The sequence below is a fragment of the Pedobacter sp. GR22-10 genome (assembly GCF_026239715.1).
Taxonomy (GTDB): Bacteria; Bacteroidota; Bacteroidia; order Sphingobacteriales; family Sphingobacteriaceae; genus Pedobacter.
Genome location: NZ_JAPIVR010000001.1, coordinates 198,554 through 211,790, shown reverse-complemented (window position 1 = coordinate 211,790; position 13,237 = coordinate 198,554). Strand labels below are relative to the sequence as shown.

General features: G+C 38.4%; 7 protein-coding genes and 1 tRNA gene. 6 read left to right on the top strand and 2 right to left on the bottom strand.

Translation table 11 applies throughout. The annotated features are described in order from the left end of the window. The first annotated feature begins 92 nt into the window (after positions 1-92). Together OQX64_RS00890 and OQX64_RS00885 are read left to right on the top strand one after the other, a co-directional pair. Positions 93-1,619 carry a lipopolysaccharide biosynthesis protein gene (locus OQX64_RS00890; protein ID WP_265817119.1) on the top strand — a complete coding sequence of 509 codons (1,527 nt, stop codon included), beginning with the start codon at positions 93-95 and terminating at the stop codon, positions 1,617-1,619. Continuing rightward, entirely contained in the window at positions 1,616-2,350 is a 735-nt protein-coding gene (locus OQX64_RS00885; protein ID WP_265817118.1) for a glycosyltransferase family 32 protein, read from the top strand. The genes OQX64_RS00890 and OQX64_RS00885 overlap by 4 nt, the downstream gene beginning before the upstream one ends. Positions 2,351-2,406: 56 nt before the next feature. On the opposite strand, the gene OQX64_RS00880 is transcribed toward OQX64_RS00885, so the two are convergent. Next, positions 2,407-4,260 (bottom strand): hybrid sensor histidine kinase/response regulator, encoded by a 1,854-nt coding sequence (locus tag OQX64_RS00880; RefSeq protein ID WP_265817116.1) that lies wholly within the window; start codon positions 4,258-4,260, stop codon positions 2,407-2,409. 596 nt (positions 4,261-4,856) lie between these two features. Between OQX64_RS00880 and OQX64_RS00875 the strand changes: the two genes are divergently transcribed. The 3 genes from OQX64_RS00875 to OQX64_RS00865 all read left to right on the top strand — a co-directional run bounded on the left by OQX64_RS00875 (position 4,857) and on the right by OQX64_RS00865 (position 11,063). Then, positions 4,857-5,261: a response regulator transcription factor gene (locus OQX64_RS00875; protein ID WP_265817114.1), complete on the top strand. Its 405-nt coding sequence runs from the start codon at positions 4,857-4,859 to the stop codon at positions 5,259-5,261. Further along, positions 5,261-6,463 carry a sugar transferase gene (locus OQX64_RS00870; RefSeq protein WP_322974818.1) on the top strand — a complete coding sequence of 401 codons (1,203 nt, stop codon included), beginning with the start codon at positions 5,261-5,263 and terminating at the stop codon, positions 6,461-6,463. The genes OQX64_RS00875 and OQX64_RS00870 overlap by 1 nt, the downstream gene beginning before the upstream one ends. Positions 6,464-6,719: 256 nt before the next feature. After that, a complete protein-coding gene (locus tag OQX64_RS00865) occupies positions 6,720-11,063 on the top strand; it encodes a PAS domain S-box protein (RefSeq protein WP_265817112.1) in 4,344 nt (1,447 codons plus the stop codon). Positions 11,064-11,218: 155 nt separating this feature from the next. Here the strand turns inward: OQX64_RS00865 and OQX64_RS00860 are convergent. Then, a tRNA-Arg gene (locus OQX64_RS00860) sits at positions 11,219-11,290 on the bottom strand. A gap of 411 nt (positions 11,291-11,701) precedes the next feature. On the opposite strand from OQX64_RS00860, the gene OQX64_RS00855 reads away from it, so the two are divergent. Further along, positions 11,702-13,231: a GAF domain-containing protein gene (locus OQX64_RS00855; protein ID WP_265817110.1), complete on the top strand. Its 1,530-nt coding sequence runs from the start codon at positions 11,702-11,704 to the stop codon at positions 13,229-13,231. Positions 13,232-13,237 lie beyond the last annotated feature (6 nt).

The window sequence follows — 13,237 nt, the reverse complement described above, 5'->3', positions numbered from 1 at the left end:
GCGTTTGAGGACTAAAATAGAGAATTATTGCAAACCTTTTAAGTGCTTGTATAAATTAAATAAAAAACCACTACTTTAGTCATCCTTTATTTATGGATAGAAGACGCTTCGTAATTAACCTGGTTTCCAATCTTTTTAGTGCCCTTTCCGGCATCGGAATCTCTTTCTTTTTAACGCCATACATCGTAGCGCATTTAGGTAAGGAGGCTTATGGTTTTTTTCCGTTAACCAATAACTTTATCATGTATGCAGGTATTATCACCACTGCATTAAACTCCATGTCCAGCCGGTACATCACTATAAGTTTAGAGAAAAAAGAAATCAGGGAGGTAAATACCTATTTCAATTCCATATTATTTGGAAACCTGTTGATTTCGTTCTTTTTTATTATTTTGAGTGCATTGTTCTGCTATTTCATCAGCAATATACTTGATATTCCTACCCGACTATTTGAAGATGTAAGGTTACTCTTCATCTTCATGTTTATCAGCCTGGTTATCAATGTATCATCAGCAGTTTTTTCTGTAACGGCTTTTGCGCTGAACAGATTTGACCGCTTAGCCTATATCAATATTGCTTCTAACATCATAAAACTGGGTACCATCATACTACTGTTTTATTTTTTCACGCCGAAGATTTACTTTTTAGGTTTAGTTACGGCCATACTGTCGCTTTACACCCTCATCGCGAACTACAGGCTTACCAAAAAACTACTGCCAGAAATTGTTATCGATTGGGCTTTCTTCGCTAAAGGTACACTGTCTGTAGTTGTTGGCGCCGGAATCTGGAATTCCATCATGGCACTTTCTAATGTGATTAACACCCAATTGGATTTATTGATTGCCAATCATTTTTTTGGCGCATCAGGCATGGGCTTTTTATCCCTCACCAAATTTATTCCGAACGCCATTTATATCCTGCTGGGAATCATCGTCCCCATATTTTTACCGGAAATGTTTAAGGCCTATGCCCGAAACGATATGGAGAAACTTAAGCATACCTTAAATCAGTCTTTTAAAGCCATATTCCTGGTGGTTTTAGTACCCCTGGCGGTATTTTTTGTTTATGGAGAAGATTTTTTTCATCTGTGGTTACCCACGCAGGATGCAAAAGGGCTGCACATTCTCTCTATTATTACACTTATTCCCTTTATCGTTCATGGAACGGTAGAAACGGTATATCATGTCTTTGTTATTACCAATAAATTAAGAATGGCTTCCATATGGGGAATTTTTATCTCTGTACTAAATTACGTTTTAGTAATACTCCTATGTTTATACAGTAATCTGGGTGTATATGCCATACCCGTTGCAGCACTGATCAGTGGTGTATTCAGTCACCTTACCTTTACCCCATTATATGCAGCCTATTGCCTGGAAGAAAAGCGATGGTATTTTTTCATCAAAATGATCAAGGGCCTTGCAGGATTTATGCTGCTGTTATTAATTGCATATGGCTGGAAAAAACTCAATCTGTTTACCATTGACTCCTGGATTACCTTTTTAACCAATGGCTTGATCATTGGCACCATACTTTTTCTAATTTCCCTGCTGATCAAGTTTGAGCGTACCGAATTATATGAAGGCTATCAAAAAATAAAAAGGAAAGTGATACGATGATACCAAAAATTATACACTACTGCTGGTTTGGAAAAGGAGAAATGCCAGACCTCGTTTTACAATGCATTGCCTCCTGGAACCGTTATCTTCCGGAATACGAAATTATGGTTTGGAACGAAGAAAACTTTGACGTGAACCTATATCAATATTCAAAGGAAGCCTATCAAGAACGTAAATTTGCCTTCGTATCTGATATTTGCCGTTTATATGCCCTTAAAACAGTGGGTGGGATTTACCTCGATACTGATGTAGAATTTCTCAGGCCGCTGGATGACGCCATGCTTCGGGATGTTGCCTTTACCGGATTTGAAGGGAATTTGTTACTGTCTTCGGCAATAATGGGAAGTATGAAGGAGGGCCAATGGATCAATGAATTATTATCTTATTATCACAATAGAAGTTTTTACCTGGCGAATGGCGCATTAGATCTTAATCCAAATACGGAGAGTATAACGGCATTCATGAAAGAAAAAAAATCCCTCAAAACGGATAATACTTTACAAATCTTGTCAAACTATTGCACCATCTACCCAAGTGACTATTTCAGCCCGAAAAGTTGGAAAACGCTAAAGATAAATATCACCGGAAATACTTACAGCATTCATCATTTTGCGGCTTCATGGCTTCAGCATTCCAACTATAGCACGCTCGGCAAACTGGCTAACCTGTTATTGGGAAAAAGAATTTCGGATTTTTTATCCAAACATTACCGAAAGCTTAAGGGATCATAATCATCTTTTAAAAACATCCAATTTTCAGATCAGGTAGTGGATAGCAAAGCTCAATATCAACCGTTTCTTTTTTGAATTTCCACCTGAAGCTCATCCATTACCTGTTTAAGCACACGATTAACCTCCTCAATCATGGAATGCAGCTCCGCTCCACTTCCATCTTCATTCAATGCCTCGATGCTTCTGATGGTGCGCTGAATTGATTTGATTTCCAGATGATCAATAGTGGATTTTAACTTATGCGCCAGTTTAGAAACCTGAGGAAGATCATTCTCCCGGAAACAGGCATTAAGATGATTTAATGTATCAGGTACCTGTCCACAAAACAACTCAATCATTTTAGTTACAAAATCTTCCCTCCCCTTGCTGATTATTCTGAGGCCTTCTAAACTATATAAAGGTTGTGTTAGCTCCGGCTCTGGAATATGAATTGGTTTCTTCTTCATCCAGCTATCTATCACCTTGATCAGGAGTTCTTCATTAATGGGCTTGGTAAGGTAATCATCCATCCCCGCAGCAATACACCTTTCCCTTTCTCCCGCAACCACAGAAGCCGTAAGGGCGATGATCGTGCCGGGGTATCCCTGCTGCCTCAAAATGCTGGTTGTTTCATACCCATCCATTACAGGCATTTGAATATCCATCAGGATAATATCGTAAACTTCATCCTTGACCATGTCAAGTGCCATCTCACCATGCTCGGCATTCAATACCTGAGCGCCATAATTCAATAAAATTGCACTGGCCACCAGTCTGTTGGTTTCATTATCGTCAACAACCAGAATTTTTCTACCCGCAAACAATTCTTCATTCTGGGTTACGATAACATCATCCGGAAGGTGGATATCAGTGCCTTTCTGAAGTTTGAAAATAAAAGAAATTTCAGAACCTGCTCCTCTTTCGCTTTTCACATCGAAATGCCCACCCATCTGTTTCACCAATTTCTGAGAAATACTCATCCCCAACCCTGTTCCGCCATGTTTACGCGATACAGATTCATTTTCCTGACTGAAATTGTCGAAAAGCCGGTTCACGAATTCCGGGGCCATTCCAATTCCGGAGTCCTTCACCAGAATTTTAATTTCCTGGCTTCCCTGATCCTCTTTCAAAACTGCGGCGGTTAATGATACAAAACCTTTCTCGGTAAATTTTATAGCGTTACTCAGCAGATTCATGACTACCTGATTGATCCTCAAGGGATCTCCTATTAATACTGGTGCAATATCAATGTCTTCCGGAAGGATAAAGTCTATTTCCAATCCCTTCTTTTCTGCCTGATCCCGCATTAACTGCGTAACCTTTGAAAGAACTACCGGAAGATTAAAACCTATATGCTCCAGTTCTACTTTACCGCCCTCTATTTTGGAAAGATCCAGAATATCGTCAATAATTCCCAACAGGTTGGTTGATGCTGTTTGTATGGTTTGAAGATAATAATCCTGTTCTTCAGTAAGCTTGGTTTTAGAAAGCTGACCAGCCATGGTGATGATGGCATTCATAGGCGTTCTGATCTCATGACTCATATTGGCCAGAAACAGTTCTTTAATGTCGCAAGGTTTTTCATTAACTGTATTTGCCGTCATCAGTTCCTGGTTATTGTTGCGCAAAAATTTTTCTCCGGCAAATAAAAATGATTTCTGGACACTGATTTCCTCCCATTTTCCTAAAACTTTTCCATCAACATTTTTTATACGGAGCGCTGTATCTCTGCCCAAAAAAATCAGATTGTCCATATCTTCCTGATCAAACCGCTCAAAATGATCTGTGAAATTTTCTCCGATATAATCTCCATATAGTGTTTTCAATACCTCACCCATCTGAACGATGTTCAGATTTTCATCTAATAACAAAAAGTAAGGATAAAGTCTGTTTAATTGAGCGAAATTGAGTTGTAAAAAATTGGTTTCCATTAATCAGATGGTTATAAGATGCCTAAATTTATGAAAATACCGATAAAATCAGAATTTAAATAGACATACTAAAAATAATGTGTGACCGGAATCGTGAGATAATGCTGCTCCTGCAATTTAAACTGTTTATTAAAACTAAGATCAATAACCATTTTGTCCATTCTGAGTTTTATATGCTTGAAACTGTTTTTTAACTTTAGGCCAATATTAAGAATCTCTAAAAGACGATGCTTTTATGTCTGTACAAAAATACCGGGTTTAAATATTTTGTAGAAAATGTGGTCAGTATACCACTATAAGTTTTGTAATTGTAGGCTATGTATGTAGATTTGTCATGATAATAAAAACAATTAAAATATCTACACCCTAAAGGAGTAAAACAGATAGCAACGATTAATTTTTTCTTATTATTGTGTGTTACCAGTAAAGATTTAATATGATTTTCCGGATGATAAATGTATTTATATACATTACTTATTTAATGATCCGGACAATGAAAATTAAAGTCAGTTTGGTGATTACTTAATGTTAATTGCTATTTTTCACTAAACTATCCCTGGTAATACCTGTAACAAGCTCTATCATACGTCTTTCCAATGAGTAAAACTAACAATCCCAAAATACACATACTCCTAGTTGAGGATGATGAATTCATGCAAGCCATACTTGATGAGATTTTGAATGTAAATTATCGCATAGATATCAGACCAGATGGCTTGCGTGCGTTAGCTTTTTTACAAAGCGGAAACATTCCTGACCTCATTATTTCAGATCTGAATACACCAAACATGAATGGGCTCGAATTAATAGAGCAACTTAAAGTGAGCGATTTTTTCAGTTCACTTCCTATCATGATTTTATCAGGTGAAGAAAGCTCCGATAAACGTATTAAATGTCTTGATGCCGGTGCCGATGATTTCGTGGTGAAACCTTTTAACCCTGCAGAATTGGAAGCTAGAATTAAGATGGTGTTAAGACGGGCCGGAAAAAGTGTGATCTAATGGAAACTACTGATAGAGCCAATACGCATGCACAGATCATAGCCTTTGTTGGCTTCGTTGATGATTTTTTACATTCTTTTCTTGAAAGTTGTGACTTCAATGGCATACAGCTGGTGCATTTTGAGAATGGAATGGTGCTTGTTCAAGAATGGGAAGCTAAAAAGCTGCCTATAGTGGCAATTATTTCTCATAGCGAAATATTATCCAGCGGAGGCCTTTCGCTGATGGAAACAATTAAAAACAGGAAGATGCCAGCCGTGCCTTTCTTTTTAGTTGTAAGGTATTTTAATTCAAATCTGAGGATATTAGCACTTACTGCAGGTATCTCTGACGTTTTCAGACTTCCTTTACAAAAAGACCGTTTGGAAAAACGTGTACTTTTCTTCATCCGGAATGGGGCTTCGTTAATTAAAGAACTGCCTGCTCACAGCAGGCCGGTATATCATACCGGATTGGCCAAACGCATATTTGATGTTTTTTTTGCCGGCATGGCACTGATTATGCTGTTTCCCCTATTCATTTTGGTTGCGATTTCCATACGTCTGGAATCTAAAGGGCCTGTATTTTATTATTCTTTACGCACAGGAACAGGATTTAAGATCTTCAGATTTTATAAATTCAGATCAATGTACATCAACGCTGATCAGAAAGTTAAAGACCTGATGCACCTCAACCAATACAATATTGACGAAAAGAAGGAAGAAAAGCTTACGCAGGAAAATCAGGTGCTTTGTGATACTTGTATGCAAACAGGTAAATGCCAATATCCTATTTATGCAGATGGGGCAAAATGGTGTGAAAAAGATGATGCTTACGTTAATTCAATGAAAAACGGATCTGCTTTTTTTAAGATTACCAACGATCCAAGAATTACCAGGGTGGGTAATTTCATCAGAAATACGAGCATTGATGAATTGCCGCAGCTTTGGAATGTTATAAAAGGCGACATGAGCATTGTTGGTAACCGGCCATTACCCATTTATGAAGCAGAAAAACTAACGACCGATAAGTCTGTTCTGAGATTTGCCGCACCAGCTGGATTAACCGGTTTATGGCAGGTTGAGAAACGTGGTAAAGGAAAAATGAGTGAAGAAGAACGATTGATGCTGGATAATACCTATGCAAAAAATCAAAGTTTTAAAAACGATATTAAACTGATTTTAAGAACAATACCTGCCATTTTCCAGAAAGAGAGTGTTTAAATATAAGCTGATCAGCAATAGAATACCATTATTTAGAGTTTCTTATTCAGAAGAATTTATTTCAGAACTGCTTATAAAACCATATCTTCAAAACCAAAACAAACTAACCAACTATTTTCTTCCAATAGCGCAAAAATCAAACAGTATTAGAATATATTAATATCTGCAGGTAGCCTGATAACAGCTGCATGCAGATATAGAAAATGGCTTAAGTAAACCGGCTTATAGTGATTACCACTATGCAAAACAAATTGAAATGCAAGAAAAAGAATTAGCCCGCCTGCGTGCACTGTATAGTTACGATATCATAGACTCCGATAAAGAGCGTGATTTTGATAGGCTCACAGAAATTGCCTCTTTGATCGCCGATTGCGAAATTTCATTAATTTCCTTTATTGATAAAAACAGGGTATGGTATAAATCAGCTAAAGGGCTTTCTGTAGAGGAGGAGCCTAGAGGATTTACCATGTGTGAATGCGCCTTACTATCTGATAAGCCTTTCATTGTAGAAGATACACTGGAAGATGCGCACTGGTGTACGCATCCAATGGTACAGGAGGGAATTAAAGTACGTTTCTATGCCGGTTTTCCACTTATTGATCCTAATGGATTTACACTCGGCTCATTTTGTGTAATCAGTACAAAACCAAATAAGATATCGCTATCACAGCAAAAACAGCTTTCACTTCTCGCAGAGGAAGCCATCACCGTTATTGTAGACCGTCGGAAAAAGCAGGAATACAAAAACTTCAGTCACCTGATCAATAACTCTGAGGATCTGATCTGCATTTTGGCTCAGGATTGGACTTTTAAGATGGCCAACCCATGCTTCAATGAATGCCTGGGATGGAGTGAAGAAGAGCTGCAATTCAAAACTATTTTTGATATTGTTCCGGAAGAAGATCAAGATAAGGCAAAGGCATTTTGGTCTAACATTAAAAAGGGCCAGGCAGATGAGCAAAATACACATCAGATAGCAATAAAAACAGGTGGTCACCGGATAATTGAATGGAGTGCTACAGCTGAAAAAACAGATAAAAATATATTTGCAATTGGAAGGGATGTTACGGCTGAAATAGAAAAAAACCAGGCGTTAAAAGTTAGTGAGCAAAAGTTAAAGGCATTTTTTGAAAGTTCACAAGGACTAATGTGTACGCATGATATCCATGGTAAATTAATTTCCATTAATCCTATCGGCGCCAGAACATTAGGCTATTCCAGGGCGGAGCTTATTGATAAAACGCTTTTTGACATCGTTCCGATAGAACAGCACGATGATCTACATCAATATCTTGCAGATATCTTATCAAATGGCTTTTCTAAGGGCTATATGGTTATTAAACGCAAATCGGGTGAAGAACGGTTGTGGTTATATTCAAACATACTGGAAGGTGACCTTAATGGTGAACCCTATATTATTGGAAATGCTGTAGATATAACTGACCAAAAGAAATTAGAAAAAGATCTTCTTCATACGAAAAATTTACTGGAGGAAACCAGTGCCCTGTCAAAAATTGGTGGCTGGGAACTTAACTTAGTTGATCATCAGCTTTACTGGTCCAGTATCACACGCGAAATCCATTCCGTACCAGATGGGTTTATTCCGACTAAAGAAAACGCAATTCAATTCTACAAAAGTGGAGAAAGCAGAGAAAAAATCATGCAAACGGTACAGGAATGCTTGCTTACAGGTAAAGACTGGGACCTGGAACTTCAGATTATCGACTTTAATGGTAAGGAAATCTGGGTACGCACAAAAGGCAATGTACATATTGTAAAGGAAGAACCAATTCGTCTGTATGGCACCTTTCAAAATATTGATGATCAGAAGCGTGCACAGCTGGAAGTAACCGCTTCTAAAAAACTGCTGGATGATGTCCTTTCAGCAGCTACCGGAGTAAGTATAATCGCTACAGATTTAGAGGGTACCATCACCGTGTTTAACGAAGGTTCAGTACAATTATTAGGCTATACTGCCGAAGAAATAATAGGCAAGCAAACACCAGTCATCTTTCACGACCCGAAAGAAATAGAAGAACTTTGTACCGATTTCAGTTCTTCATTAGATTTCGAAGTTTCAGGATTTGGCTTTTATAAACAGTGTGCAGATCATCTTCAAAAAGAAAGAACATTTACTTTTATTACCAAATCAGGCAAACGGCTAAGGGTATCATTATCCATCACGTCTATAAAAGATAGCAACGGCAATATCATAGGTTATTTAGGTATTTCGATTGATATTACGCAGAAAGAAGCCACAGAAAAAGAACTGGCAACAGAAAAAGCATTATTACTGGCTTTCATTGAAAATGCACCTGCATCTGTAGCCATGATTGATGCAGATATGCGTTTTCTGATGACAAGCAAAACCTGGTTAAAAGACTACACCCAGATTGAGGGAAATATCAAGGGATTATCGTATTATGATGTTTTCCCTAATTTATCCGATGAACGCAAAGCTGTGCATCAAGAGGTGCTCAATGGTAGGGTTGTTAAAAAAGAGGAAGATGTATATGTTGACGTCAAAACCAATACACCAAATCATATTTCCTGGGAAATGAGACCCTGGTTTAAAGCAGACAACTCTATTGGTGGCATGATGATCTTTACACACAACATTTCAGCAAGTGTTCACCATCGGCAAGAGTTAACTGTAGCCCGATTACGCGCCGACCTGGCTAACATGGCAAAGTCTGAATTTCTCGCCAATATGAGTCACGAAATCAGAACGCCATTAAATGGCGTGATTGGTTTCACAGATCTGGTATTAAAAACCCAGTTGAATCATACCCAAAAGCAATACTTAAAGATTGTCAATCAATCTGCCAATGCACTGTTGAGCATTATCAATGATATTTTAGATTTCTCAAAAATTGAGGCTGGAAAATTTGAGCTTGATATAGAAAGATGTGACCTTTATGAAATTGCAGGACAAGCGAGCGATATCACCAACTACCAGATTCAAACTAAGAAATTAGAAATGCTGTTGAATGTTCAGCCAAATCTTCCAAGATTTATCTGGACTGACGCACTTCGATTAAAACAGGTACTGATTAATTTATTGGGGAATGCAGCAAAATTTACGGCCAAAGGAGAAATTGAACTTAAGATAGAATCCCTGAGCGAAAGTCAAAACCATCACTTACTTCGGTTTAGCGTTCGTGATACCGGTATCGGAATCGCAAAGGGAACGCAGGCAAAAATTTTTAATGCATTTTCGCAGGAAGATTCTTCTACCACAAAAAAATATGGTGGTACCGGCTTAGGACTAACAATTTCAAATAAATTATTAAAGATGATGGATAGCCGCCTCTATCTGGAAAGTTCTCCCGGACAAGGCAGTATTTTTTACTTCGACTTAAATCTGAAGTCGGAAGAGGGCGATCCGGTGGAATGGCTTGGTCTGGAAAACGTCACTAATGTGCTCATCGTAGATGATAACGACAACAACAGGAACATCTTAACAGACATGCTGCTGTTGAAAAACATCAAGTCTGATCATGCAAGAAATGGCTTCGAAGCACTACAATTTCTGGCCGAAGGCAGAAACTACGATGCAATTTTGATGGATTATCACATGCAATATATGGATGGGATAGAAACCACAAAGAAAATCAGGGATAATTTTACACATGGAGATGAAAAGCTTCCTGTAATTCTGCTCCACAGCTCTTCAGATGACGGTACAATTATCAAAGCCTGCAACGAACTTGAAATTGAAAACAGGTTACTTAAACCAATAAAAATAGATAAGCTTTATCATGCTTTGGTGAGACTCAAAACAAAGGAACCAGTACCGAGAAATCTGGAAATTTCAGCACCAATAGTATCGCATAAAAACCATGAATACAGTTTTTTGATTGTTGAAGACAATGAAGTAAACAGATTCCTCACACGCTCATATATTGAAAAACTTTATCCGCAAAGTATAATTGTGGAAGCGGAAAATGGCCTGGTAGGTATCAAAGAATTCGAAAAAATGCCATTTAGCCTTGTTTTTATGGACATACAAATGCCGGAAATGAACGGTTATGCATGTACAAAAAAAATCAGATCACTAGAAAAAGGTAAAAGAACGCCAATAATTGCTTTAACCGCTGCCAATGTAAAAGGAGAAAGAGAAAAAAGCGTTGCTGCCGATATGGATGATTTTATGACCAAACCCGTTCTGGAAGAAAATATTGAGGCCATATTAAGCAAGTGGCTGGTTCAGCCCGAAACGCCTGAACGTGATGCAACCGAAAATGAAACCGATCAGGATCTGGTTCATTTTAATATTAAAAAACTGGCATCCTACTTTAGTGAAGATGCCGTTAAATTGCAAAAAATCATCGGGATCACACTTAATCAGCTTCATCAGGCACAACAACAGCTGGATAAGAATATATTACCTGAAGATGCCGAGATGGTACTTTCAATATCACATAAGTTGTACGGCATGTCTACCTCTGCCGGACTTGAGAATTTAGCCGGGATAAGCAGGGAATTACAAAAGGTTGATGTGGCAGATCATATCTCACTTCAAAAGGGAGCAGCAGCACTCCTTGCAGAGATAAAATTGCTGATTCCGGTATTAATGAAACACAAAAAGGAAGAATAATGCTTAGGGCGGCTCCGCGTGTTGGAGTCGCTTAATGCCTTTTGTAACTACAACCATGTGGTTAAATGAACGGCCTTTCGCTATTACCCAGTTCCAAAAATTAGAGGCTTAAAAAAATGGAGTCAGTTATACCTAGATAACTGACTCCAACCAAGTGTTCCCAGAGGGATTCGAACCCCCATCGGTGGTACCGGAAACCACAATTCTATCCATTGAACTATGGGAACTTTGAGCGGCAAATATATAACTTGCCATCCAAATTTGACGTATTTTTAAAAAAATAGTAGAATATATTTCTGCTACCGGCGTCTAACAATCTTTTCGCCATATGATTTAATCTGCCATTCCTGGTTATTTCAGTTGTTAAATCATTTCTATATAAAGCAACACTGCACAGTTAAAAAAGGATAGATCGGGTATGAAGGAATACTGATCAAGCCCTTCAATTCGTTATTTAAGTTAAATTCAGTAAATGTTCACCACTTATATATACTCCCGTTCGTCATAACCGAGATATTTCAATATTTTTACTGGCTTCAATGTTAATATTGAAACGTGATTGGATTAAAATAACTGATATATACAAAACAACATGATATCAGTTCAATAGGAAAAAGATACATAACCCCTGATAGCAAATGCCTGAAAATAAAAATTACGACGCACAATTTTGTGGAAACCTGGCCATACACCAAACCAATTCCATACAGGATTATGGCTATTTACTGGTATTAGTGCAGGAAAACCTCGAAATCATACAAGGCAGTGAAAACATCGATCAAATTTTCGAAAATACAATCCAGGCGCTCATCGGCACCAACATCGCTACATTCCTTCATGCGGAAGACCTTACCTACCTCAAAACGGAGATCAGCAAAGGTGAACGTAGCCGCCTGCCCTTTAACTTTACTTTAAATTTCCCTTCTGGTACTGTGCCGGTGAATATACTGGCACATGTAAAAAAAGATTTTATTATCCTGGAGATAGAAAAAGAGGCAGATACTACAGAAAGAAGCTTTACGGATGTTTTCCAGGAGGTTCGCTCTTTTATCTCTACCATTGAGAAAACCAGCAGCGTTATAGAAATCTGTGAGGCCAGCATCCGCGAAATCAGGCGCATCTCCGGCTTCGATGGCATCCGGATGTACAGTTTTGATGAGCAATGGAATGGTACCGTTATTGCCGAAGAAATTACCGGAAAGCTGGAAAGTTACCTCGGACAAACCTTTCCTGCATCTGATGTACCAAAACAGGCCCGTGCACTTTATATCCAAAATCCTTACCGGTTAATTCCAAACAGACTTTATCAGTCATACCGCTTATATCCGGTAATCAACCCCATATTTAACGGCTTTTTAGATTTATCAGACTGTAACCTCCGCAGTATTGCAGGCGTGCACCTGGAATACATGAAAAATATGGGTGTAACGGCTTCCATGTCTATCCGTGTGATGGCGGAGGGGAAACTCTGGGGACTTATTTCCTGCCACCATGAAACACCTAAATACCTGACCGTGGAAAACAGGTCTATATTTGAATGGTTAAGCATGGAAATTTCTCATCGCATTTCCGCTGTTATCATACAGGAATCGTTAAGCCGTTCTGCCGCACTGCTTCAGAAAAAAACCTTGATTATAGAAAATATCTATTCAAAAGGAAATATCCTAAACGGAATAACGGAAGATCAAAACCAAAACCTGCGCTCTTTGTTTAACGCTACAGGATTTTTAGTTCATGCTGACGGAATAGTATCCAGCGGCGGAACGGTACCTGAAAATGAGGTGCTGGATAACATCATATTATGGATCAAGAGCAAATCTCTCGTAAATGTATTCCATACCAATAACCTGAGTGATGTGTTTGAAGATGCAGATGATTATGCAGATGTGGCCAGCGGAATGCTTGTTATCCCGATCAATCCGGGTCTGGGTGATTTTATAGTTTGTTTCAGGCCTGAAGTAGTGAAGCAAATTAAGTGGGGCGGTGATCCCAATCAGGCCATCAATTTTGAAAAAGACGGCAAAAGTTACCATCCCAGAAACTCATTTAAGCTTTGGCTGGAAACCGTTCACGGACAATCTGAAGCATGGTCGGAACAGGAAATGGAAACGGCAGAATCATTAAGGAACTTCCTTTTTGAATTTAGTACCACATCACTATACAATTAGTGTACA

Coding starts and splice junctions, on each gene's coding strand:
- OQX64_RS00890 (WP_265817119.1), top strand. CDS start 93: ATGGATAGAAGACGCTTCGTAATTAACCTGGTTTCCAATCTTTTTAGT.
- OQX64_RS00885 (WP_265817118.1), top strand. CDS start 1,616: ATGATACCAAAAATTATACACTACTGCTGGTTTGGAAAAGGAGAAATG.
- OQX64_RS00880 (WP_265817116.1), bottom strand. CDS start 4,260: ATGGAAACCAATTTTTTACAACTCAATTTCGCTCAATTAAACAGACTT.
- OQX64_RS00875 (WP_265817114.1), top strand. CDS start 4,857: ATGAGTAAAACTAACAATCCCAAAATACACATACTCCTAGTTGAGGAT.
- OQX64_RS00870 (WP_322974818.1), top strand. CDS start 5,261: ATGGAAACTACTGATAGAGCCAATACGCATGCACAGATCATAGCCTTT.
- OQX64_RS00865 (WP_265817112.1), top strand. CDS start 6,720: ATGCAAGAAAAAGAATTAGCCCGCCTGCGTGCACTGTATAGTTACGAT.
- OQX64_RS00855 (WP_265817110.1), top strand. CDS start 11,702: ATGCCTGAAAATAAAAATTACGACGCACAATTTTGTGGAAACCTGGCC.